Source organism: Bradyrhizobium sp. JR4.1 (assembly GCF_040548605.1).
GTDB classification, from domain to species: Bacteria; Pseudomonadota; Alphaproteobacteria; order Rhizobiales; family Xanthobacteraceae; genus Bradyrhizobium; species Bradyrhizobium canariense.
In genome coordinates this window covers 699,009-721,771 of the sequence record NZ_JBEPRY010000001.1, presented here as the reverse complement: position 1 = coordinate 721,771, position 22,763 = coordinate 699,009, and the positions used below count along the sequence as shown (strand labels likewise).

The 22,763-nt window shown below is 64.3% G+C and carries 19 protein-coding genes; 9 read left to right on the top strand and 10 right to left on the bottom strand.

The features are described 5' to 3' along the window. Window positions 1–108: 108 nt before the first annotated feature. Window positions 109–801 (bottom strand): DUF1345 domain-containing protein, encoded by a 693-nt coding sequence (locus ABIB90_RS03520; protein ID WP_007598111.1) that lies wholly within the window; start codon window positions 799–801, stop codon window positions 109–111. Between the two features lie 7 nt (window positions 802–808). Next, the gene (locus ABIB90_RS03515) at window positions 809–1,732 is read right to left on the bottom strand and encodes a polyprenyl synthetase family protein (protein ID WP_219679747.1); all 924 of its coding nucleotides are present in this window, start codon (window positions 1,730–1,732) and stop codon (window positions 809–811) included. Window positions 1,733–1,892: 160 nt separating this feature from the next. Here ABIB90_RS03515 and mtgA point away from each other — a divergent pair, with 160 nt between their 5' ends. The 3 genes from mtgA (at window position 1,893) to ABIB90_RS03500 (ending at window position 3,707) form a co-directional block, all read left to right on the top strand. Next, window positions 1,893–2,567, top strand: a complete 675-nt coding sequence (gene mtgA, locus ABIB90_RS03510; RefSeq protein ID WP_354200207.1) for a monofunctional biosynthetic peptidoglycan transglycosylase — start codon at window positions 1,893–1,895, stop codon at window positions 2,565–2,567. Window positions 2,568–2,737: 170 nt separating this feature from the next. Next, a complete protein-coding gene (gene rpmF, locus ABIB90_RS03505; RefSeq protein ID WP_007598106.1) occupies window positions 2,738–2,920 on the top strand; it encodes a 50S ribosomal protein L32 in 183 nt (60 codons plus the stop codon). A 142-nt stretch (window positions 2,921–3,062) separates the two neighbouring features. Continuing rightward, the gene (locus ABIB90_RS03500; protein ID WP_007598105.1) at window positions 3,063–3,707 is read left to right on the top strand and encodes a hypothetical protein; all 645 of its coding nucleotides are present in this window, start codon (window positions 3,063–3,065) and stop codon (window positions 3,705–3,707) included. Window position 3,708: 1 nt separating this feature from the next. Here ABIB90_RS03500 and ABIB90_RS03495 read toward each other — a convergent pair whose 3' ends face one another. Next, window positions 3,709–3,969, bottom strand: coding sequence for a hypothetical protein (locus ABIB90_RS03495; RefSeq protein ID WP_219679742.1), 261 nt, complete (start codon window positions 3,967–3,969; stop codon window positions 3,709–3,711). Window positions 3,970–4,190: 221 nt separating this feature from the next. Between ABIB90_RS03495 and ABIB90_RS03490 the strand changes: the two genes are divergently transcribed. Then, window positions 4,191–5,885: a bifunctional diguanylate cyclase/phosphodiesterase gene (locus tag ABIB90_RS03490; RefSeq protein ID WP_219679739.1), complete on the top strand. Its 1,695-nt coding sequence runs from the start codon at window positions 4,191–4,193 to the stop codon at window positions 5,883–5,885. A 17-nt stretch (window positions 5,886–5,902) separates the two neighbouring features. Here ABIB90_RS03490 and ABIB90_RS03485 read toward each other — a convergent pair whose 3' ends face one another. From ABIB90_RS03485 to ABIB90_RS03470, 4 genes are all read right to left on the bottom strand, one after another. Then, window positions 5,903–8,770, bottom strand: a complete 2,868-nt coding sequence (locus tag ABIB90_RS03485) for a PAS-domain containing protein (protein ID WP_354200206.1) — start codon at window positions 8,768–8,770, stop codon at window positions 5,903–5,905. Window positions 8,771–8,998: 228 nt separating this feature from the next. Then, window positions 8,999–9,874: a GNAT family N-acetyltransferase gene (locus ABIB90_RS03480; RefSeq protein ID WP_088941075.1), complete on the bottom strand. Its 876-nt coding sequence runs from the start codon at window positions 9,872–9,874 to the stop codon at window positions 8,999–9,001. 37 nt (window positions 9,875–9,911) lie between these two features. Next, window positions 9,912–10,892: an amino acid--[acyl-carrier-protein] ligase gene (locus ABIB90_RS03475; protein ID WP_354200205.1), complete on the bottom strand. Its 981-nt coding sequence runs from the start codon at window positions 10,890–10,892 to the stop codon at window positions 9,912–9,914. 64 nt (window positions 10,893–10,956) lie between these two features. Continuing rightward, a complete protein-coding gene (locus tag ABIB90_RS03470; protein WP_354200204.1) occupies window positions 10,957–12,174 on the bottom strand; it encodes an acyl-CoA dehydrogenase family protein in 1,218 nt (405 codons plus the stop codon). A 355-nt stretch (window positions 12,175–12,529) separates the two neighbouring features. Between ABIB90_RS03470 and ABIB90_RS03465 the strand changes: the two genes are divergently transcribed. The 3 genes from ABIB90_RS03465 to mtnA all read left to right on the top strand — a co-directional run bounded on the left by ABIB90_RS03465 (window position 12,530) and on the right by mtnA (window position 14,930). Continuing rightward, window positions 12,530–12,802, top strand: coding sequence for a phosphopantetheine-binding protein (locus ABIB90_RS03465; RefSeq protein WP_007598087.1), 273 nt, complete (start codon window positions 12,530–12,532; stop codon window positions 12,800–12,802). A 124-nt stretch (window positions 12,803–12,926) separates the two neighbouring features. Further along, window positions 12,927–13,802 carry an S-methyl-5'-thioadenosine phosphorylase gene (locus tag ABIB90_RS03460; RefSeq protein WP_007598086.1) on the top strand — a complete coding sequence of 292 codons (876 nt, stop codon included), beginning with the start codon at window positions 12,927–12,929 and terminating at the stop codon, window positions 13,800–13,802. 18 nt (window positions 13,803–13,820) lie between these two features. Then, window positions 13,821–14,930 (top strand): S-methyl-5-thioribose-1-phosphate isomerase, encoded by a 1,110-nt coding sequence (gene mtnA / locus ABIB90_RS03455; protein WP_354200203.1) that lies wholly within the window; start codon window positions 13,821–13,823, stop codon window positions 14,928–14,930. A 108-nt stretch (window positions 14,931–15,038) separates the two neighbouring features. On the opposite strand, the gene ABIB90_RS03450 is transcribed toward mtnA, so the two are convergent. Further along, complete coding sequence (locus ABIB90_RS03450; protein ID WP_354200202.1) at window positions 15,039–15,674, bottom strand: HAD-IA family hydrolase; 636 nt, start codon at window positions 15,672–15,674, stop codon at window positions 15,039–15,041. A gap of 111 nt (window positions 15,675–15,785) precedes the next feature. Here ABIB90_RS03450 and ABIB90_RS03445 point away from each other — a divergent pair, with 111 nt between their 5' ends. Both ABIB90_RS03445 and ABIB90_RS03440 read left to right on the top strand, forming a co-directional pair. Next, window positions 15,786–16,544: a S1 family peptidase gene (locus ABIB90_RS03445; RefSeq protein WP_007598083.1), complete on the top strand. Its 759-nt coding sequence runs from the start codon at window positions 15,786–15,788 to the stop codon at window positions 16,542–16,544. Between the two features lie 125 nt (window positions 16,545–16,669). Next, window positions 16,670–18,172: a flavin-containing monooxygenase gene (locus ABIB90_RS03440; RefSeq protein ID WP_354200201.1), complete on the top strand. Its 1,503-nt coding sequence runs from the start codon at window positions 16,670–16,672 to the stop codon at window positions 18,170–18,172. A gap of 184 nt (window positions 18,173–18,356) precedes the next feature. Here the strand turns inward: ABIB90_RS03440 and ABIB90_RS03435 are convergent, their stop codons facing one another. After that, entirely contained in the window at window positions 18,357–19,286 is a 930-nt protein-coding gene (locus ABIB90_RS03435) for a response regulator (RefSeq protein ID WP_354200200.1), read from the bottom strand. Next, on the bottom strand, window positions 19,270–22,641 hold the full coding sequence (locus ABIB90_RS03430) for a hybrid sensor histidine kinase/response regulator (RefSeq protein WP_354200199.1): 3,372 nt from the start codon (window positions 22,639–22,641) through the stop codon (window positions 19,270–19,272). Before ABIB90_RS03430 ends, ABIB90_RS03435 begins: the two co-directional genes overlap by 17 nt. Window positions 22,642–22,763 lie beyond the last annotated feature (122 nt).

The following is a 22,763-nucleotide window of genomic DNA, read 5'->3' as shown; positions in this document are numbered from 1 at the left end:
CCAGGACCCATTACCCCAGGGAGAAGTTGCGGCGCCGAGGAGCCAACCACCAGTCTTCGCAAAACCACGGCCGGTGGCAATGGGTCCTGGCTTTCGCCAGGACGACGACTACGTCGAGATCGCGCTCGCCGCGATGTTGACCGTCAGCGCCAGCAAGGCCGTATTGTAGATGAATGAGACGATGCCGTGCGCGGTCGCGGTGCGGCGGATGGTCTTGTCGGAGATGCCGACGTCGGAGACCTGCGCGGTCATGCCGATCACGAACGAGAAATAGACGAAGTCCCAATAATCCGCGTGGTCTTCCTTGTCGCCGCTGGGAAACTGAAGGCCGCCCGGCGTGGCGTGCCGGTAATAATCATGCGCGTAATGCAGGGCGAAGATCGTGTGCACGGCGGCCCACGACAACACGATGGTGGTGATTGCGATGCTCAGCTCCAGGACGCCGCGATGCGGCGTTCCAAGCTCGGAGACGATCGCGGCGATGCTGGCGAAGGCGCCGATCGCCGTCACCAGCAGGATCACGAAGCGGCCATCGTCCTGCATCGCTGCGGCGCGGCGGATGTGCTGGTGGTCGTTGCATAGCATCATCGCGTAGACCAGCACCAGATAAACGGCGATCAACGCATCCCAGCCGAACAGAAGCCGCGTGACCAGCCGGTGCGAACCCGGGATGAGCAGGCAGACGAGAATACCAACGGCAAGCGACATGAACGTCCGCGGACGCGCATAAATCAGCCGCATCGGCCGCGACATCTTGCGAAAGCGGGCGAGGGCGGGGTCTTCCTTGCTGCCGCCCGCCATCGCGCTATCAGCTCTTCCGTTCGGCCACGAACCGCGCAGCCGCTTGCAGCACGGCGGCCCGTTCGCCGAAGATCGACACGGCGCTGTCGGCGCGCGCGAGCAGGTCGCGCACGCGCTGCTTGGCGCCTTCGATGCCGAGCTGGGTGACGAAGGTGGTCTTGCCGAGCGCTGCATCGGCGCCGGCAGGCTTGCCGAGCGCGGCGGCATCGCCTTCGACGTCGAGCAGGTCGTCGGCGATCTGGAAGGCTTCGCCGAGCGCGCGGCCGTAATCGTCGAGCGCCTGATATTCCTTTTGTGAGGCCTGGCCGAGGATCGCGCCGGCGATGCAGCCGTAGCGCAGCAGCGCGCCGGTCTTCATCTGCTGAATGCGGGCGACGTCGATCGGCTCGTTGCCGCCAAAGCGGCCTTCGCCGGCGAGGTCGAGAATCTGGCCGCCGACCATGCCGCCGATGCCGGCGCAGCGCGCCAGTGCGCGCGTCAGCAGGAGCCGCACATTGGCGTCGCGATGGATCTCGTCGCGGGTGATGATGTCGAAGGCGAGCGTCAACAGGCCGTCGCCCGCGAGGATCGCGGTCGCGTCGTCGGTCTTCTTGTGCAGGGTCGGGCGGCCGCGGCGCAGGTCCGAATTGTCCATCGCCGGCAGATCGTCGTGGATCAGCGAATAGCAGTGGATGCATTCGAGCGCCGCACCGGCGAGCAGTGCGGCTTCGCGCGACACGCCGAACACGGCCGCGCTTTCGACCACCAGGAACGGCCGCAAGCGCTTGCCGCCATTGAGGCTCGAATAGCGCATTGCGTCCATCAGTCGCTTGGGACGGGCGATCTCATCGTGCAGGATGTCGTCCGACAGCAGGCGCCCGAGCAGGGCCTCGGTGTCATCAGCGGTCTTGTCCAGACGTTTGGCGAAATCGGACGGGGACGTGCCGGTCATCAAGAAGGGCTCCAGAACTAAAATTCGGCGGGACAATCCTTTATGCGCCCGCCTCAGTCAATCGTTTGGAAGGCCTAAAAAGTGCTGGAAAAGGCCCGAATTATCACAGACTTAATGCCGGGCCCGTGGCCGCGTTTCGTTCTGCGCCGGAAAGGTTGATTTGCGCGTCGTCAAAACCCTTCTCCTGGTGCTCGCGGTCGCGGCTCTCGCGCCCTATGTCATCGCGCCGTTCTACCGTGCCGGCCATCCCGTTTCGGCGCTGATGGTCTGGCGCTCGCTTCGGGGTGCGCCGATGCAGCGGGAATGGATCGATCTGGCGGCGATGTCGCCCTCGCTGCCACGCTCGGTGGTGGCAGCCGAGGACGCCCATTTCTGCAAGCATCACGGCATCGACTGGGGTGCGCTGCGTGAGGCGATCGACGATGCGAAGGAGGACGGCACCCCGTTGCGGGGCGCTTCCACCATCACCCAGCAGGTGGCGAAAAACTTGTTCCTCTGGCAGGGGCGGGACTTCGTCCGCAAGGCGCTGGAATTCCCGTTGGCGCTGTGGATCGATCTCGTCCTGCCGAAGGCACGGATCCTGGAGATTTACCTCAACATCGCCGAACTGGGACCACAGGGCCAGTTTGGGGCCGAGGCGGCCAGCGCCTATGCTTTCGGCAAGTCGGCGGCGAACCTCTCCCCCCGGGATGCGGCGCTTCTGGCCTCGATCCTGCCGAATCCGGTCAAACGCAGCGCCAGGACGCCGGGACCGGGTGTCCGGCGGCTGGCCGGGACCTATGTGGCGAGGGCGCAGGCCAGCTCGCTTTCGACCTGCTGGCGGGAGAATCGCTGATTTCGGGTCCTTTTCGGGCGCATTTTCCGGCCCCAGAGCCCTAGATTTAAGGCAGGCCTTCCTCTATAAGCCCGGCCTTGACCGGCATTCAGCTCGCCTCGGTTTGCGGGTGCTGACCCGTCCCTCCGCGGACGATGCCCTGATGACACCAATCCCTAGAGGATACTGAAATGGCCGTTCCGAGAAGAAAAACCTCGCCGTCGCGCCGTGGCATGCGCCGCTCGGCTGACGCCATCAAGAAGCCGACCTATGTGGAAGACAAGGATTCCGGCGAGCTCCGTCGTCCGCACCATCTCGACCTCAAGACCGGCATGTACAAGGGCCGTCAGGTCCTGAAGAAGAAAGAGTCCTGAGTTCGGACCTTTCTTTGGGCAGGACGATCGGGCCTGCCTGATTTCGGCCAACCCATGAGATATGACAGTGACGGCGGCGGAGCTAATGCTTCGCCGCCGCATTGTCCTGTCTGGATATCTTGATCGAGAAGGCATTTCGCCGATGGTCGGTTTCCCGCTGCTCCTGATCCCGCTCGCGGTCTACAACATCATCGCTTTCCTGATGCCGAGCGTGTCCTTTACGGACGTGCTGTTCAAGGTGCCGATGATCACGGGCGAGGCCTGGCCGGTCACGCTCGCCGACGTGATGCTCGCGCTAGGTGTCGTGCTGCTGCTGCTCGAAGTGGTCAAGGGCGCGCGGCCCGGCTCGAAATTCCTGATGGATCATTTGCTGTCGCTGATCGTGTTCGGCGCGGCTGCGGCCGAATTCGTGATGTGGCCGAAATTCGGCAACTCCACCTATTTCCTTCTGGTGCTGCTCGCGATGGCCGATTTCCTCGGCGGCATCGCCCAGCGTACCCGCCGCCGCGTGGCTTATGTCGCCGAGACCGCACCAGCGCCGCGCAAGGCCAGGCGCCAGGCCGAGACGCCGGCAGATGAAGGGACGTTCGAGCCCAAGTTCGAGCCAGTGCCCGCTCCGCAACCAGCTCCGGCGGAGCCGCCCGCGCCTACGGCACAATCGGTCGCCGAATCCGTGCTGATGGATCACCCGGCGCCGAAGCCTGTGAGTACGCCTTCGCCGGAAATTCCCTCGCCGCATTTGCAGCCGGGCAACGGCACCCAGCCGTCTCCCGACGCGCCGCGCTGATTCAAGCCACCTGCCGCGTGCGCGCGGTGACGCTCGGAAGCGGGCGCTTGCTGCCATAGGCGACCTGCGCATCCTCGGAAGACACGCGGCGGAGTCGGCTCGCCTGGGGCAGATGCTCGGCATTGGCGATGAGCTGGGCGACGAAGCTGGGATCGGGGCGCGGCAGCGGTGCCTTGTGGACCCACTGCAGAATCGGCATCAGCGGCACCAGAGCCGAGCCCGTGCTGTTGTCCGAGGCGTTCGATCGATCGGTACTCAACATCGCAATCACCGTTGACCCGGCGAAGATCGTCTCGTTTCGAGACGCTGGCGCCGGTGCGTGTCATGTACTCGCAAGGCCTATGCCGGGCGGGCCGGTTTGGTTCCTGCGCGTGAGGAAACGTGGTTTCCAAATTGTTTATCAACTTTGCCTAGGGTCAATGGCGAATCTGGCTTTATCCTGTGCCGACTCAGGACTCCCCGCTGTCCCGAAACGAGGCGATTTTGACCCCCGCATTGCCGCAAGCCTCCGACATCCTGGCTGCCCTCGGCCAGGCCGTGTTCGCCTGGGACATCGCCAGCGATGCCATCGTCTGGGGTGAGCAGGTCGGCGCCATCTTTCCCGGGATTCCCGCCGAACGGCTGGCCACCGGCGCCGAATTCGCCCGGCTGATCGAGCCCGCGCAATCGCTGCGGACCGCCGCGCTGGCGCAGACCTCAGCCGTGCATGGCGCCGACGGCACGCCCTACCGGGTCGAGTACGGCGTACGCATGAGCGCCGCCGATCCCGTGGTCTGGATCGAGGAGACCGGCCGCTGGTTCGCCGGCCCCGACGGCCGCCCGGTGCGTGCGATCGGCTCCGTCCGCATCAACAATGAACGCCATGCCCGCGACGAGGAACTGACCAAGCTGGCCCGGCTCGATCCGCTGACCGGCGAGCTCAATCGCTCGCATCTGATCGCCGCGCTGGCCGAGGCTATCGAGGAGGCGACCCGTTTCCGCTCGACCGCGGCCTTCATGCTGGTCGGCATCGATCATCTCGCGCGTGTGAACGAGGCCTTCGGCTTCGACGTTGCCGACGCCGTGATCCTCGACGTCGCCACGCGCATTCGCGCGCGCTTGCGCGGTGGCGACGTGCTCGGCCGCTTCTCCGGCAACAAGTTCGGCCTGATCCTGAAGAATTGCACCGTCGACGACATGAACGTCGCCGCCGAGCGCTTCCTCGCCGGCATCCGCGACGAGGTGGTGCCGACCAAATCCGGGCCGGTGTCGGTCACCGCCTCGATCGGTGCGGTCAGCGTGCCGCGCTATGCCCGCAACACCGATGAAGCCGTCAATCGCGCCCACGAGACCCTGGACACGGCGAAACAACGCCGCGTTGGCTCGTTCGCAACCTGGCGCCCGGATGCCGCGCGCGACGCCCAGCGCCGCGTCAACATCCGCGTCACCGACGAGATTGTCACCGCACTGAATGAGCGCCGCATCAAGCTCGCTTATGAGCCGGTGGTCGCTGCCCTCTCGCGCGAGTGCGCCTTTCACGAATGCCTGGTGCGAATGGACCAGGGCGACGGCCAGGTGCTGCTTGCGCCCGACATCGTGCCGGTCGCGGAACGGCTCGGCCTGATCCGCCTGGTCGATCACCGCGTGCTCGAGCTCGTGGTCGCCGAGCTCGCGGCCGCGCCCGACATCTGCCTCAGCCTCAACATCTCCCCGGACACCACCATGGATCCGGATTGGTGGGCCGGAATCGAATCGCTCATGCGTGCCCATCCCGGCGTCGCCGAGCGGCTGATCGTCGAGATCACCGAAACCGTCGCGATCCAGGACATCGACGACGTGCGCGGCTTCGTCACCCGGCTGAAGAATTTTGGCAGTCGCATCGCCATCGATGATTTCGGCGCCGGCTACACCTCGTTCCGCAATCTGCGCAAGCTCGGCGTCGACATCGTGAAGATCGACGGCGCGTTCGTGCAGAACATCACTCGTTCGGCCGACGACCGCGCCTTCGTGCAGACCCTGATCGACCTCGCCCGCCGCCTCGACATCAAGACGGTGGCCGAATGGGTGCAGGACGAAGAAGCTGCGAACATGCTGCGCGACTGGGGCTGCGACTACATCCAGGGCCGCCTGATCGGGCTCGCCTCAGCCGATCGCCCCTGGGGCGCGCCGCCGGACAGCGTGCTGCCCGCGGCAGGATAGGAGTCTGAGCCGGATCCCTACGCCACGCGCCGAACGGTGTTCAGGCGCTCGATGACTCGCACGACCTCCGCGGCCGGTGAGGGCTTGCCGAAATAATATCCCTGAACGGCGGTGCAGCCGCATTCGCGGACGAAGTCGAGTTGCTCAATCGTCTCGACACCCTCCGCCGTGGTCTCGACGCCGAGCACCGAGCCGAGGCTGGCGATGGTGCGGACGATCGCCATACTCTCAGGGCTTTCACTGAGCGTGCCGACGAAGGAGCGGTCGATCTTGATGCGATCGAACGGAAACTTGCGCAAATAGCTCAGCGAAGAATAGCCGATGCCGAAATCGTCCAGGCTGACGCGCACGCCCAACGCGCGCAGCTGGTGCAGGATCTCGATCGTCGCCTCGCTGTCGTCGAGCAGCGCCGTCTCGGTGACCTCGAGCTCGAGCCGATGCGGCGGCAGGCCGGCCTCCGCAAGCGCGCTCGTGACCATTGCCACCAGCCCGCGCGAGCGGAACTGAACCGGCGACAAATTCACCGCGACGGTGAGATCGGGCCAGGTCGCTGCGGTCGCGCAGGCCGTGCGCAGCACCCATTCGCCGATCGGAACGATCAGCCCGTTCTCTTCCGCGATCGGAATGAATTCGGCCGGCGAGACGAGGCCGCGCGAGGGATGTTTCCAGCGCAGCAGCGCCTCGAAGCCGGTAAGTTCGGTGGTCTCGAGCCGCACCTGCGGCTGGAATGCGAGGTGGAATTCACGGGCCTCCAGCGCGCCGCGCAGATCGTGCTCGAGCGCGTGCCGGCTGCGAGCCTCTTTCTCCATTTCGGGCTCGAACAGCTGATAGGCGCCGCGCCCCTTGGCCTTGGCCTGGTACAGCGCGAGGTCGGCGCATTTCATCAGCTCGTCGGCGTCGAGCCCATGATCGGGCGCGATTGCGATGCCGACCGAGACGCCGACATGCATCGACTGGTGCTCCAGCGGCGGCGGGTGACCGATGATCTCCACCAGGCGGCGTGCGAGCCTTTCCGCCGATTGCGGCTGCGGTCCGCGCTGGAGAACCGCGAACTCGTCGCCACCGAGCCGCGCGACGGTGTCGTGCTCGCCGACATTCTCCTGCAGCTGCGCCGCGACCCAGCGCAACAGCCGGTCGCCGGCCGCGTGGCCGAGGCGGTCGTTGACGGTCTTGAAATTGTCGAGGTCGAAGCACAGCACGGCCATCGCGCCGCCGGCGATCGCGACCTGGTTCAGCCCCTCGCCCATCTTCTCGCGGAATAGCGTGCGATTGGGCAGGTCGGTGAGCGAATCGTGCCGCGCCATGTGTGCCACGCGGGCCTGGGCCTTGTGGCGCTCGGTGACGTCCTCATAGGTAACGACCCAGCCGCCATGCTCCATTCGCTTGTGATTGAGCTTGATGATGCGGCCGTCGCCCAAATAGCGGTGCAGCGTGTGCTCGCCCTCGCGCAGCCTCTCGACATAGTCGGCATAGAGCCGCGCGGCGGTGGTCTTTGGATGGATGCCGAGCTCGCAGCTGTGCTCCATGATCTCGCGCATCGACACACCCGGCTTCACCAATTCGGGTGACAGTCCGTACATCTCGATGTAGCGCCGATTGCAGACGATGACGCGCAAGCTCGAATCGAGCATGCACAGGCCCTGGCTCATGTTGTTCAGGGCCGCGTCGAAGCGTCGATACTGTTCGCTCAACTCCTCGACTGCGTGCTCGCGTTCGGTGATGTCCTCGTAGGTGGCCACAAAACCACCTTCGGCCAGGGCGCAATAGCGCACCGAGATCGTAGTGTCGTTCGACATCCGCCGGCGTATCGGCGAGGAGTTGCGGTCTGCAATCCTTGCGCTGGCGGCTTCCAGGAGTTGTTGCGGACTATACTCGGACGAGAACGCGCCGTTTGCCATCGAGCGTTCGATCAGTTCGCCGAGATGCGTGCCTGGCTTGGCTTCCTCCGGCGACAGCCGATAGATCTTCCGGTAGGTGGTGTTGCAGACGCGCAGGCGCATGTCGCTGTCGTAGAAGGCGAGCCCGTGCGCCATGTTCTCCAGCGCCGCATCGAGCATGAAGTTCTGCTGCCTCAGCATCTCCTCGTATTGCAGCCGCTCGGTGACGTCTTCGTGCACCGTCACCCAGCCGCCGTCGGGCAGAAAACGGGAAACCACCTGCACCATCCGTCCGTCATAGCGCATCACCAGCAGGGTTTTCGTCGTCCTGGTGCGCACGTCCTCCAGCCTGGTGTCGTGGAATTCGTCGGCCGACATCCCTGGCAGGTTGCCGCGCGAAAGCCAATGATCGATGGTCGCGCCGTGCGTGACGCCCGGCTTCACGATGTCCGCGTCGAGATTGTAGAGCTTCAGGAAACGTTCGTTGCAGACGACGACACGGCTGTCGGCGTCGTACATGATCAGCCCGTGCGACATGTTGGCGAGCGCGTGCTGGCTGCGCTCAGTCTGCACGCGCAGCTCCGCCTCGACCCGGGCGAGGCGGCTGACGTCGTCGCATATCGTCATCCAGCCGCCGCCGGGAAACGGCTTCAGCTCGAGCGCCATGACGAGGCCGCTTGCAAGCGTCTGTTCAGTCCGGAACGGCTGGCCGGTTGCGATCCGCGCCATGCGCGCGGCATAAAGTGTGTCGACTTCGTCTGCGGGGATATTGCCAAGGGCCACGCTGTGGGCGAGCACGTCGCGGTAGGTCGTGCCGACCCGCACGATGTCGGCCGACATGTTGAACAGCGCAAGGTAGCGCTGATTGACCAGCACGATCCGGTTGCCGGCATCGTAGACGCAGACGCCTTGCTCCATGTGGTCGAGCGCAAGCTGGCTCAGCCCGACCAGGGCCTTCGGGCCTTGCTCGCGGCGTGCATCAAGCTCGTTGTCGCGCATCGACGTCATGGGGCGGCGGGGTCTCGGCGGGCAATAGACCTAACGCAAGGTAATTCGGTCGCCGAGGCTAGCGAAGAGGCGGGAAAATTCCCTTAAGCGCCGTAGTTTACGGAGGGTGACCAGCATCGCAGTGATGCGTGCGAATGTGGAGGGGCGTGCAGGCACGCGTCGCGCCGGTCGACCTGCGCAATTGCGCGTTAGGCCCTAATGACATCGAATGTCTGGCCCAAACGGCGCCTACGGCCCGTACAGCACGAGTTCCGTATCCGTGAGGTCGGCGAGCTGCGGCCGGTGTGGGCCTTTGAAATATTTGCGGCCGCGACGCTCGGTATAGATGCCGACGAGGCCGGGAACCGGGCCGTTGGAATCGACGGCGACCGCGATCTTGCCGAGCCGCAGCAGCAGCCGGCCGATGCGGCCCGCGCATTCGGTGTATTCGGCCGCGTTGCGGCAGTAGATCAGCTTCATCGCGGGTGGCGCAATGATGCCACGGCGGATGCGCACCGGTTGCAGGATGAAGGGGAACGCTCCTTTCGGCGTGCGGCAGACGAGGCTGAGGCAATTGTAGCGCGCATGCCGCGTCAAGAGATCGGTCTCGGCATCGGAAAGCCCGTCGATCGTCTTGGCGTGCTGCGAGATGACCTCGATCTTGCTCCAGCGTGGGACACGCGCCAGCGCAGGGACGGAAAAGAATATGCCGCGGCAATAGGCGCGAAAGCCCTGCGTCTCGATGATCGGCCAGGTCCAGGGCGCCGGGCTGATGTTGAGATAGGTGACGTCCTTGTGACGTTGCGCGATCTTGGTCAGGAGCGGGGCGTAATTGCGGTAGGCCGGGTCGACGTACCAGCTCGACAAATTGCACTGGATGGCGGTCTCGTCGCCGTCCCTTCGCGCCGTATAGATCAGCAACAGCACGCCGACCGGCGTACCATCATTGTCGAGCATGTAGCCGAAGCGCGGGTAGCCGTCCGGTACGGGTCGGAAGGCTTGCCGGCGCAGGCCCTGGATCCAGTAGCTGCGCGAGCGGCCGACGAAGCCGCGCGTCAGCAAGTCCGCGACCGCATCGACGTCGGCCTCGGTGATCTCGCGGCATCGGACCTTGGTATGGATCACGCTCGTCTTTCCCGTGGAAATGACCGGCCTCGTTCCGTTAGCGCCAGCCTTCGCCGTGGGCATCGGCCGCGATCTGCGGCTGCAGGCCCATCATCTCCCGCACCTTGGCGGGCCAGGCGGAAGGGTCGGTGCCGTGGGTGTGGAACATGGCGACAGCCAGGCGGTCCATGCCGAAGGCGACGCAGCCGGAGTGGGCCGGCTCGCCATTGGCGTCCTTGATGTCCCAGGTCGTGCCGAAATGCTCGCGGTGATAATTGAAGCTCATGCAGGCGGTCGGCTGCTCTTCCGAGCGCAGCGGGATCAGCAGTTCGAACTTGAGCTGCTGCTGCTTCTGGCTCACCGCCTTCATCTGACCGACGCGGCCGAAGAACGGATCGCTCGCGTAATCGACGCGGAAGGTGAGACCGAGATCGGTCGCAATCGCCTGCGCCCGCACCATCCAGCGCTCGCGGAAATCGGCGACGTCATCGGGGTTGCCGATGCAGACATATTCCCGCATCCGGAACGATTGCAGCCGGTCGAGATGTTTTGACGGTTCACGGCGGAAGCAGTCGGCGGCGACGTCGAAGCGCAGGCCACCCTTCGGCAACTGGCCGCGGCTCGCCGCGATCGGATAGACGGGATAGCAGGCCGCCGGCGACAGCACGAGGTCTGCCGGCGAGAGCGAGCTGGTCCAGTCGCCGCCGGCATCGAAGCGGCTGACCGCGGCGTTGATCTCGCGCTCGGTGCCGTGCAGGCCGCAGACGCAACCGAGCAGGTTCGGAAAGCTCTTGAGGTAGCCGGATCTTTCCAGCTGAGACCGGCTCATCACCGGCGGGAAGCGCATCACCTCAGTGCCGGCCTCGCGATGGCTCGTGATCAGCGCGGCGAGCTTTTCGACGATGCCTTCATAAAGCGCGGTCCGGGCATAGACGCCGTCAGAGCCCATGGGGTGGAACAGCTTCTCGGCGAGATGGTCCAGCGGATCCGCGATCTGCGGCGCGGTCTCAGGCGAGTTGGGGAGAACAGCAATGTTCATGTTCGGCTTTCTGCTATCTGAAATTATTCTTATTGAACGAAGGCACGTCGGTCTCGAAAGCTCGTCAGTCCCGAAGGCTTGTCGGCACGCCGCTCATCAGGGTCGACGTCGCGGCATTGGCCAGAATGCGGTCGTTGTTGATCATGATCGGCGACGACAGCACGTCGCGCAGGTGGCGGCCCATGGTGAACTCACCGTCGTTGCGGTAGCCGGAAAGGCCTGCGGTGCGCATCGCATGCATCACGGTCTCGACCGCGAGCTCCGAGGCCTGCACCTTCAGAAGCGTAATCGAAGACTGGAAGTCGAGCGAGCCGAGCGCGCGTTCGTCGTGCTCGGCGCGAGCAAAGGCGTCGATATTGGCTGATATCAGCGCCCGCAGCTTGGCCAGCGACATCTTGGCGGCGGTGAAATGCGCGGCTGCCGGAGGCATCTGTCCGCCTGAGCTGCGGGCGGCCTTGCGAACGAAGGTCTGCGCACGGGTGACGGCGGCTGCACCGATACCAGCCCAGGCCGAGGACCAGCACAGATGTGCGAACGGCGTCATGGTCTGGGCGTGGATCTTGTCGTAGGATTCCGGGAAGACGCGGTCGGTCGGGCAGTCGACCTTCAGCTCGAAGCCGGTCGAGCAGGTGCCGCGCATGCCGAGCGTTTCCCAGCCCAGCGTCCGCTTCAGCGAATAATCGTCCCTGGCGAGCGCCAGCAGTACCTGGTCAGACGCAGAAGCGTCTGTGGCGCGGCGGGCGATGGTCACGAGGCCGTCGGCCTCGGCGCCGTAGGAGATCACGGTGGCGTCGCGCAGCAGCGAGACAGTGTCGCCGGCGACGTCGACGGCGGCGGCGCTAGCGCGGATGTTGCCGCCGTTCTGGCCTTCGGTGGTGGAGGAGGCGAGCAGCCACTGGTCGCGCGCGACCCGGCGCATCATGGTTTCCATCCAGGGAATGCCGTGACCGTGCCTGACGACGCAGGCGACCTTTGTCGTGTGCATCGCGTAGATCATCGCCGTGGAGGCGCAGGCGCGTCCGAGCGTGTAGCAGACGTCGGTGAGGTCGTGGATCGAGGCACCGAAGCCGCCGAACTCGACCGGGATCATGACGCCGAGCAGCTTCTGCTCACGCGCAACCTCGAAAGCCTTGTGGGGGAAGCGGGCATCGCGATCGACCCCGTCTGCGTCGGCAGCCGCCACGGTGGCGGTCCGGGCGGCGCGCTCAATGAGGGAGGGACCCTGCTCGAGAAAGCTCGTCTGCGTCTCGTCGACAGTGAGGACTGCTTCACGCACGTTCATACTCGTCCGCCTCCGGTTTGCCGTTCAGGATCGCCGGCATCATTCGCGATGCCGCAAGCGATCCTCCGACCATCTTTGCTTATGAGATGAGGCTACGGATTTAATTCAAATTCGTCGATGAAATAGAGGGTAAACAAAGGCCAATTCCGAACGAACAGTTAAGTTCGGGTTGTTTGCATCGCCCGGATTTCCGCGGTCGCGTTAGGGATCTGTAAGAAGCCGGAATTCCAGACAATCTGAGTCATCGTTTACTAAGAAACGCGAAGTAATGGTGGCGTCCATTGCGGGATCGGCCCGCCGTGCCCATCGTAGCCGGCAACCGGTCCGACCTTTGTCGACAAATGGGAATTTACCGATGCAGGCTTTCGATACCGAATTGCGCAATCGCATCATCAAGCTGGTGAAGGGCATCCTCGCCCAGAACTCGCTCTCCGCTGAGGTCGCGCCGCAGGCCAAGCTCGTCGACGTCGGCCTGACCTCGATGGACATGGTCAATCTGATGCTCGGCGTCGAAGCCGAGTTCGACTTCACGATTCCGCAGTCCGAGATCACACCGGAGAACTTCCAGTCCGTCGAGACGCTGGAGCGCATGGTCGCGACCCAGCTGCAGTCGGCGGCCGCGGCATAATCAGGAGTGCTGGCGCGCATCCTCCTGACGGCACTTCCTGATCCCATCCCCCGTTCCAAAACCGATGTAAAACTGGCATAGCTTCCTCTCGGGATTGCGATGGCGCAAACGGGGTGGAGCAGGCATGGCGCAGGCGGTATTGGGCATCATCGGCGGCTCCGGCATCTACGATCTGCCGGGGCTGGAGGACGCTCGCGAAGAGGTGATCAGGAGCCCCTGGGGCGAGCCGTCGGCGCCCCTGCGGCGCGGCTCCATTGCCGGCCTGCCGATCGTGTTCCTGCCGCGCCACGACAAGGGCCACCGGCTGTCGCCCTCCGATATCAATTATCGCGCCAATATCGACATCCTCAAGCGCGCCGGCGTCACCGACCTGATCTCGCTGTCGGCCTGCGGCTCGTTCAGGGAGGAGCTGCCGCCGGGAACCTTCGTTCTCGTCGACCAGTTCGTCGATCGTACCCACAAGCGCGAGAGCTCGTTCTTCGGGAGGGGATGCGTCGCGCATGTGTCGATGGCGCACCCGGTCTCGCCGCGGCTGCGCATCCATCTTGCCACGGCGGCCGAAGCCGAGGGCATCGCGTTTGCGCGAGGCGGCACCTATGTCTGCATGGAGGGGCCGCAATTCTCGACCTATGCGGAAAGCATGACCTACAAGACGCTGGGCTATTCCGTGATCGGCATGACCAACATGCCCGAGGCGAAACTCGCGCGTGAGGCCGAGCTTTGCTACGCCACCGTTGCGATGGTGACGGATTTCGATTGCTGGCATCCCGATCACGACGCCGTCACCGTGCAGGACATCATCCGCGTTCTGAGCTCGAACGCCGACAAGGCAAAAGCGCTGGTGGCGCGGCTGGCGAAAGACTTCCCGCGCGAGCATGAGCCGTGCCCGATCGGCTCGGACCGCGCGCTCGATACCGCGCTGATCACCGCGCCCGAGGCGCGCGATCCCGAGCTCCTGAAGAAGCTCGATGCGGTGGCCGGGCGCATCCTGCGAACGTGATACGAAAGGCAGAATGCCATGAAGGTCGACGGCAAGCATTTCCGCAGCATCTGGCGTGAGCGCGACGGCTGGTCGGTCGGCGCGATCGACCAGCGCCGGCTGCCGCATGAGTTCATCGTTGCGAAGCTGACCTCATGCGAGGACGCGGCCGTCGCCATCCGCGACATGCTGGTGCGCGGTGCGCCACTGATCGGCGCGACCGCAGCTTACGGCATGGCGCTGGCGATGCGCGAGGATGCTTCCGACGCCGGGCTGAAGCGCGCCTACGACACGCTCGTGGTGGCGCGGCCGACGGCGATCAATCTTAAATGGGCCCTGGACGAGATGCGCGCGAGCCTCGCGCCGATCGATCCGCTGGAGCGCGCCGAAGCTGCCTATGCGCGCGCCGACGAGATCGCCGAGCAGGACGTCGAGATCAACCGCGGCATCGCCGGCAATGGCCTGAAACTCATCGAGGCGATCGTCGCAAAAAAGAAGTCGGGCGAGACCGTCAATGTGCTGACCCATTGCAACGCCGGCTGGCTTGCGACCGTCGACTGGGGCACGGCGACAGCGCCGATCTATCTGGCGCATGAGCGCGGCATCAAGGTCCATGTCTGGGTCGACGAGACGCGTCCGCGCAACCAGGGCGCCTCGCTCACGGCCTGGGAGCTCGGCCATCACGGCGTGGCGCATACGGTGATTCCGGACAACACCGGCGGGCATCTGATGCAGCACGGCATGGTCGATCTCGCCATCGTCGGCACCGATCGCGTTGCTGCCAATGGCGACGTCTGCAACAAGATCGGCACATATTTGAAGGCGCTCGCCGCGCACGACAATAACGTGCCGTTCTATGTCGCGCTGCCGTCGCCGACGATCGACTTCGCCGTCGATGACGGCATCCGCGACATCCCGATCGAGCAGCGCAGCGGCACGGAAGTCACCGACATGACCGGCCGCACTGCAGACGGAAGACTTGAGACGGTGCGCATCGTGCCGGAGGGCTCGCCGGTCGCGAATTATGCCTTCGACGTCACCCCGGCGAGGCTCGTCACCGGCCTCATCACCGAGCGAGGCGTGTTGAAAGCCGATCGTGCGTCACTTGCCGCGGCGTTTCCGGAGCGGATCGCAGCCACGGCGGAGTAGCTTTCGTAGGGTGGGCAAAGGCGCATCGCGCCGTGCCCACCATATTCATTCCGGGCCACGCGAGCTTTGGTGGGCACGCTTCGCTTTGCCCACCCTACGGTTCACCGCCTAGCTCAGCTTCAATCCCGTCGCGGCCTCGAGCTCGGCGATCGCCTGGGCGCCGCTGGTCACCTTGATCGTCGTCATGCCCATCTCGCGTGCCGGCTTCAGATTGACGCCGAGATCGTCGAGATAGACGCAATTCTTCGGATCGACCTTCAGCATTTCGACCATCAGCTGATAGATGCGCGGGTCAGGCTTGCGCAGGCCGATCTTGGCGGACTCGATCACATGATCAAACAGCACCATCACCTCGGCGACATAGAGTGAGCGCCCGGTCATGCTGCCGATCGCATTGGCCGGCAGATTGTTGGTAATGCAGCCGGTCTTGAATTGCGCCTTGATGCGCTTCAGCGCTTCGACCATCTCGGGGCGCAGATCCCCCTGAAGCAGCGGGAGCACATCGCGGCCGCGCACCTCTGCGCCGAGCGCCAGTGATTCCGTCGCGAACAAATGATCGAACGTGTCGATGTCGACCTCGGCGCGCTCGAACTTGGCCCATGCGTTTTCCAGATGATTGGCGGCGTTGGTGCGCCGGATGATGTCGATGGGCAGGCCACGCTCTGTCTCGAACCGCGTGAACGCCTCAAACGGCGAACTCGTCAGCACGCCGCCAAAATCAAAGATCACAGCCTCGATCGTCAAGATCCCGCCCTCGTCAATTCCTTTCCAAGAGCGCTAGCATGCGCTATCGGCAAGGGCCAGTCCGAAGCCATCCCACCGCCGTCAGCGATGCCGATACCAAAGCGTGTTCCCATGAAAAAGCTTGTAACCATCATCGCAACCGCGCTGCTGCTCGCCACGCCCGCCTATGCCATCGTTGGCGGCGGCACGCCGCAGGCCGATGGCGTCGCGCGCGCCGTCGTCACGATCGTCGGCTCGCGCGGTAATTTCTGTACCGGCACCCTGGTTGCGCCAAAGCTGGTGCTCACCGTTGCCCACTGCGTGCAGCCCGGCGCGGACTACAAGATCGTCGATCGCGGCACCGACGGGCAGCCGCAGCTGCTGAATGTCCGCACCGTCGCGATCCATCCGAATTTCAACATGCAGGCGATGCAAGCGCATCGCGCTACCGCCGACCTGGCGCTTCTGCAATTGGAAATTCCACTCAAGGGAAAATCGACGGTGCCGGTCGGTGCGCCGAATATTCCGATCCAGGTCGGCAGCCGCTTCGTCATCGCCGGTATTGGCGTCACCGTGCGTGGCGACGGCAAGAGTGGCGGCGCGACGCGTGTTGCCGGCCTCGTCGCGACGGGGCAGCCCGGCACGCTCCAGATCAGGCTGGTCGACCCCGTAACCAACGGTGTTCGCGACGGAATTGGCGCTTGCACCGGTGATTCCGGCGGTCCCGTGTTCGAGGACAAGCCGACCGGAGCCGTGCTCGTCGGCGTCATCAGTTGGTCCACGGGGCCGAACGGAGCCGCCGGCTGCGGCGGGCTGACCGGCGTCACGCCGCTCACGCTCTATCGCGACTGGATCTTGCAGACCGCGCGGATCTGGGGTGCGGCGCTGTGATTTGACCGCGCCCTGATCTATGTCATCTTGAAGCGGAAGCGCGATGGGCAACCACGTCCGTCGCGGAGGAAACGCGCCGCCCAATCAAGGGCGGGCACAAAAACAAGCAAGGCATAGAAGCAACAATGAATGTCGCTGTTCGCAGTCACGCCACGGCCAAACAAGCTTCTGAACATTTCGACGTGCTGATCGTCGGTGCCGGTATCTCGGGTATCGGTAGCGCCTATCACATGACCAAGCAGCTTCCGGGTGCGAGCTTCGTCATCCTGGAAACGCAGGCGACGTTCGGCGGCACATGGACCACGCACCGCTATCCCGGAATTCGTTCGGACAGCGACCTCCACACCTTCGGTTATAGCTTCAAGCCCTGGGTCGGGCCGCCGATCGCGACCGCCGACGAAATCCTCGCCTACATGAACGAGGTGATCGACGAAAACGATATCGCGCGGCATATCCGCTACAAGCACAAGATCAATTCGGCGAGCTGGTCGAGCGAACAGAACCTCTGGACCATCGAGGCGGTGACGACCGACACCGGCGAGCCAAAAACTTTCACGGCAAACTTCCTCTGGATGTGCCAAGGCTATTACCGCCATTCGGAAGGCTATACGCCGGAATGGAAGGGCACGGATCGCTTCAAGGGCCGCATCGTTCATCCGCAGACCTGGCCCGATGATATCGACCTCGCGAACAAGAAGGTCGTCGTGATCGGCTCCGGCGCGACGGCGGCGACGCTGGTGCCGAACATTGCCGACAAATGCGCGCATGTCACGATGCTGCAGCGGTCGCCGACCTATTTCCGTTTGGGGCGCAACGCCATCGAGATCGCAGAGGAGCTGCGCAGGCTTCAGGTCGACGAGGCCTGGATCCACGAGATCGTCCGCCGCAAGATCCTGTTCGAGCAGGACGCGTTCACCAAGCTTTGCTTGTCAAAGCCCGAGCAGGTGAAGCAAGAGCTGATCGGCCAGATCAGCGCGGTGCTCGGTCCGGAGTACGATGTCGACACACATTTCACGCCGAGCTACCGGCCCTGGCGGCAGCGCATCGCCTTCGTGCCCGATGCCGATCTGTTCAAGGGCATCGCCAGTGGCAAGGCGTCCGTCGTCACCGACGAGATCGAATGTTTCGTCGAGAACGGCATCCAGCTCAAATCCGGCAAGCTGCTGGAAGCTGACATCATCGTCACTGCAACCGGCTTCAATCTCGCGGCGCTCGGCGACATCGCCTTCGAGGTCGACGGCAAGCCGCTCGCCTTCGGCGACACCGTCACCTATCGCGGCATGATGTTCACGGGCGTGCCGAACATGGTCTGGGTGTTCGGCTATTTCCGCGCCAGCTGGACGCTGCGCGTCGACCTCGTCGCCGACTTCGTCTGCCGCCTGCTCGGTCACATGAAGGCCAAAGGCAAGAAGAAGGTCGAGGTCAAGTTGCGCGCCGAAGACCACAACATGCCGATCCTGCCCTGGATCGATCCGGAAAACTTCAACCCCGGCTACATGATGCGCAACATGGACCTGCTGCCCAAGCGCGGCGACAAACCGGAATGGCAGCACAGCCAGGATTACTGGACCGAAAAGGACGAGATCCCGAAGACGGATCTGGATGGCGGGGAGTTCGTGTACGGGTGAGGCGCGGCAGGCGACGCTACAAACTTCTCCGTCGTCCTGGCGAAAGCCAGGACCCATTACCCCAGGGAGAAGTTGCGGCGCGAGCTTGTCATCAAGAGTCTTCGCCATACGACGTACCGTGGTAATGGGTCCTGGATCGGCGCTCCGCTTCGCTGCGCTTGTCCAGGACGACGGCGGTGGGGGGTCAGGAATTCCTTCTTGTTGCATTCGTTGCAATCGCCGCAGCCGCAGTCCGGTTCTCGACCCCAAGCTTGGAGTAGATCTGCTCGAGATGCTTGTCGACCGTGCGCGGGCTCAAGCCCAAGATCTGCGCGATGTCGCGGTTGGTCTTGCCCTTGCTGAGCCAGGCCAGCACCTCGCCTTCGCGGGTGGTGAGGCCAAGCTCGCTGGTGAATTCGGGTGGCGGCGCGGTGCCGGACTCCCTGGACAGCCGCAGCAGGAACTCGTTCGGCGCGGTCTCGCCCATGTAGTACAACCGGAGTTGAGGATTGTCGGGCAGGGAAGCGGCCTGAGACTTCGAGCTGCCCTTGCCCTTGGCCTGCTCCAGCCATTGCAGCAATGATACCGGCAGGACGAGATCGTCGTCGGCCTGCGCGCCGTGGTGGTCCGCCAGCAGCTTCTGCGCCTGCGGGGTCGCCCACAATAATTTGCCCTGGCGGTTGACCGCGAACAGGAATCGGCCCGAGACGTCGAGCGCAGCGCGTGCGCTTTGCGTCAGCCGCGCATTGCCGAGATGAACGCGGATGCGCGCCAGCATCTCCTCGATCACGATCGGCTTCGTCACGTAGTCGACGCCGCCGGCCTCCAGCCCGCGCACGATGTGCTCGGTCTCGGCGAGCCCCGTCATGAAGATCACCGGGACATTGGCAAGGCCCGCATCACGCTTGAGGCGGCGGCAGGTCTCGAACCCGTCCATGCCCGGCATCACCGCGTCGAGCAGCACGATGTCAGGCGTGATCTGGTCGACGATGCGCATTGCGGCCGCGCCGTCGAGCGCCACCATTACCGTCATCCCGGCGCTGTCGAGCGCGTCGGTGAGCAGCCGCAGCGTCTCCGGGGAGTCGTCGACAACGAGCGCGACGTCGCGCTTTTTCGACTCAGTGCTCATACGCATGCAACGTCTTCAATGTGGCCATGTACTGGTCGAGATCGAAGCGGTCGATCAGCGACCGCATTTCCGCGACGAAGTCGGCATGTTCAGGGTGCTCGCTGCCGATCTCGTCCAGCTTCAACTGGATAGCCTTGACGTAGCCGATCTGACCAAGCCCGATCAGCGCCTCGATGTGTTGGACAGGCGGCCGCGAGCCGCTTTCGGGCCGCCACAGCGGCACGGCGATCTCCTCCGAGCCGTATTGCCATTCGATCTTCAGAAGCTGGCGGATGCTTTCCAAAAGCCTGGGAATGTCGATCGGCTTCATCAGATAACCGTCGTGGAAAGGCTGTGCCAGCGGTGTGCCGTGGGCCTCGAGCGCGCTGGCAGACACCATCAGGATCCGCGCCTGATGGTGGCCGCTGGCGCGTAGCGTCTCCGCGACCGTCCAGCCATCCATGCCAGGCATGGAGATGTCGAGCAGGAACAGATCGGGCCGGCAGTGCTGGGCCAGTGCCAGGCAACCAGGTCCGTCGGGCGCGCTGAGCAGGATGAAGCCGAGTGGTGTCAACACCTCGCGCAGGAGGTCGCGATGCACGGGATCGTCGTCGGTAATGAGGATGGTCTTGCGCGTGCCGTGATAGCCGGAGATCGGGGCCTCCACCGGCGCAATGCGCTGCGGATTGGTGACTTCCGAGAGCAGCATCTTGACCTTGAACGTGCTGCCGCTGCCGACCGTGCTCAAGACCTTGATGTCGCCGCCCATGACGCCGGCGAGCAGCCGGCTGATGGTCAAGCCCAGTCCGGTGCCGGTCTGTGGCTGCGAGACACCGAGCGCGCCGCGCTCGAACGGTGCGAAGATGCGTTCGAGATCGTCGCCCTGGATGCCGGGGCCGGTGTCGATCACCTCGAACTCCGCGACCGGGCTGCGATAGTGCACCACGAACTGCACACTGCCGGTCTGGGTGAATTTGATCGCGTTGGACAGCAGATTGATCAGCACCTGGCGCAGCCGCTTTTCGTCGGCATAGACCACGACCGGTAAATGCGCCGGACGCCTGAACACGAAGTCGATGCTCTTGGCGGCGGCCTGAAGGCGGAACATGCCGACGAGCTGGTCGAGGAATTCGGTCAAGCGCACCTCGTCGCGCGACAGGTACAGCCGCCCCGCCTCGATCTTGGAGATGTCCAGAATGCCGTCGATCAGGCCGGAGAGGTGATCGGCGCTGCGGCGGACGACGCGGACCTGGTCGCGCGGCTTGGTGTTGAGCGTGGTGTCCTGCTCCAGGAGTTGGGCATAGCCGCTGATCGCATTGAGCGGCGAGCGCAGCTCGTGGCTCAGGCCCACCACGTAGCGGCTCTTGGCGAGGTTGGCGGATTCGGCGATTTCCTTGGCGCGCTGGAGCTCGGCATCGGTGCGCTTGTGCGCGTCGATCTCCTGGATCAGCAGCGTGGTCTGGCGCCGGGTCTCGGCCTCGGCCGCTCGTCGGCTCTGCTGCGCCAGCACGAACAGCCAGGCCACCACGCCGATGATGATGCTGAGCGAGAAGAACACCTTCCAGAGCACGTTGGAGACGAGCATGTTCTCGCCGGGCACGCTGACCGAGGTCTGGAGGTAGATCAGCCCCAGTACCAGCGCGACGAGGCCCGCGGAGAGCACGAACACACCGATGTAATGGCCGAACTGCGAGTTGATCCGCTGATAGATCGGCTGCGGCAAGATCCTGGCGAGCGCGTCGGCGAACTGCACCTGCGCCCGCGCGTGCGGTTTGCACAAATCGTGGCAGCGCGCGTCGAGCGAGCAGCATAGCGAGCAGATCGGGCCGGCATAGGCAGGACAGGAGGTCATGTCCTCCGGCTCGAAATGGTGCTCGCAGATGCAGCACTGGATCGATTCGATGTTGGCCCAGCTCCTCTTTGGCTTGCGCGCGATGTAGTATTTGCCGTCGGTGAGCCAGGCGATGACAGGCGCGGTGACGAAGGCGACCGTCAGCGCGACGAAGGCCGCGAGCGCTTTCATGGTCGAGCCGAACAGGCCGTAGAATGCCGCGATCGAGACGATGGTCGCGATCGTCATCGCGCCGACGCCGACCGGGTTGATGTCGTAGAGATGGGCGCGCTTGAACTCCATCTGCGGTGGGCGCAGGCCGAGCGGCTTGTTGACCACGAGATCGGACACCAGCGCGCCGACCCAGGCGATCGCGACATTGGAATAGAGCGCGAGCGTCTGCTCCAAGGCCTTGTAGACGCCGATCTCCATCAGCAGCAACGCCACCATCACGTTGAACACCAGCCAGACGACCCGGCCGGGATGGCTATGTGTCAGACGCGAGAAGAAGTTCGACCAGGCGATCGAGCCTGCATAGGCGTTGGTGACGTTGATCTTGAGCTGCGACAGGATCACGAACGCGCCGGTGAGTGCCAGGGCCATGTCCGGCTGCGACAGCACGTAGCGAAACGCTTCGAGATACATGTGCGCCGGCTCGGCCGCCAACTCGCTGGAGAGACCGTGGCTCAGCGCGAAGAAGGCGAGAAACGAGCCCAGCAGCAATTTCAGCGCGCCGAAGATGATCCAGCCGGGGCCCGCGATCAGCAGGGCGGCCCACCACGACGTTCGCGAAGTGCGGCGGTCGCGCGGCAGGAACCTGAGGAAGTCGACCTGCTCGCCGATCTGGGCCACCAGCGAAAACACCACGGAAGATGCGACACCGAACAGCAGCAGATCGAAATGTCCGCTGGGGTCGCCGTGCTCGCCGGCGAATTTCCGCCACTCCGTGAATGAGTAAGGATTGGCCCAGGCGATCGCCGCGAAGGGCAGGATGTGCAGGATGATCCAGATCGGCTGCGTCCAGAGCTGGAAGCGGCTGATCAGCGTGATGCCGTAGGTGACAAGCGGGATGATTGCGACGGCGCTGATGAGATAGCCGATCGGGCGCGGAATGCCGAAGCACATCTCGAGCGCCGTGGCCAGGATCACCGCTTCGATCGCGAAGAAGATGAAGGTGAAGGAGGCGTAGATGAGCGAGGTGACGGTCGAGCCGATATAACCAAAGCCGGCGCCGCGGGTGAGCAGGTCAATGTCGATGCCGCATTTGGCGGCATAATAGGCAATCGGAACGCCGCAGCAGAAGATGATGGCGGAGACGACGAGGATCGCGGCGGTGGCGTTGGTAACACCGTAGTTCAGGGTGATGGTGCCGCCGATCGCCTCCAGAGCGAGAAAGGAGATGGCGCCCAGTGCGGTGTTGGCGACGCGGGCGGCGGACCACCGGCGCGCGCTCTTGGCGGTGAAGCGCAGCGCGTAGTCTTCCAGCGTCTGGTTGGCGACCCATTGGTTGTACTGGCGCCTGACGCGATCTATCCGCTGCCGCCCTGCCACTTAACCCCCACTCCCGAACTCCCGCATCCCTCGCAAAACCTGTACCAAAAGCCTACGTCGTCATTTTGCGGTGCAGTATACGCGATCTTGCGTATGCTTGCAGTGCACAAATTCGAGCCATC

Excerpts from the sequence above, each read along its gene's own strand:
- ABIB90_RS03470 (WP_354200204.1), bottom strand. The coding sequence starts at position 12,174 with ATGAACGTGCGTGAAGCAGTCCTCACTGTCGACGAGACGCAGACGAGC.
- ABIB90_RS03435 (WP_354200200.1), bottom strand. The coding sequence starts at position 19,286 with ATGCGTATGAGCACTGAGTCGAAAAAGCGCGACGTCGCGCTCGTTGTC.
- ABIB90_RS03465 (WP_007598087.1), top strand. The coding sequence starts at position 12,530 with ATGCAGGCTTTCGATACCGAATTGCGCAATCGCATCATCAAGCTGGTG.
- ABIB90_RS03520 (WP_007598111.1), bottom strand. The coding sequence starts at position 801 with ATGGCGGGCGGCAGCAAGGAAGACCCCGCCCTCGCCCGCTTTCGCAAG.
- ABIB90_RS03500 (WP_007598105.1), top strand. The coding sequence starts at position 3,063 with ATGGTCGGTTTCCCGCTGCTCCTGATCCCGCTCGCGGTCTACAACATC.
- rpmF (WP_007598106.1), top strand. The coding sequence starts at position 2,738 with ATGGCCGTTCCGAGAAGAAAAACCTCGCCGTCGCGCCGTGGCATGCGC.
- ABIB90_RS03515 (WP_219679747.1), bottom strand. The coding sequence starts at position 1,732 with ATGACCGGCACGTCCCCGTCCGATTTCGCCAAACGTCTGGACAAGACC.
- ABIB90_RS03485 (WP_354200206.1), bottom strand. The coding sequence starts at position 8,770 with ATGACGTCGATGCGCGACAACGAGCTTGATGCACGCCGCGAGCAAGGC.
- mtnA (WP_354200203.1), top strand. The coding sequence starts at position 13,821 with ATGAAGGTCGACGGCAAGCATTTCCGCAGCATCTGGCGTGAGCGCGAC.
- ABIB90_RS03445 (WP_007598083.1), top strand. The coding sequence starts at position 15,786 with ATGAAAAAGCTTGTAACCATCATCGCAACCGCGCTGCTGCTCGCCACG.
- ABIB90_RS03440 (WP_354200201.1), top strand. The coding sequence starts at position 16,670 with ATGAATGTCGCTGTTCGCAGTCACGCCACGGCCAAACAAGCTTCTGAA.
- ABIB90_RS03495 (WP_219679742.1), bottom strand. The coding sequence starts at position 3,969 with ATGTTGAGTACCGATCGATCGAACGCCTCGGACAACAGCACGGGCTCG.
- ABIB90_RS03475 (WP_354200205.1), bottom strand. The coding sequence starts at position 10,892 with ATGAACATTGCTGTTCTCCCCAACTCGCCTGAGACCGCGCCGCAGATC.
- ABIB90_RS03460 (WP_007598086.1), top strand. The coding sequence starts at position 12,927 with ATGGCGCAGGCGGTATTGGGCATCATCGGCGGCTCCGGCATCTACGAT.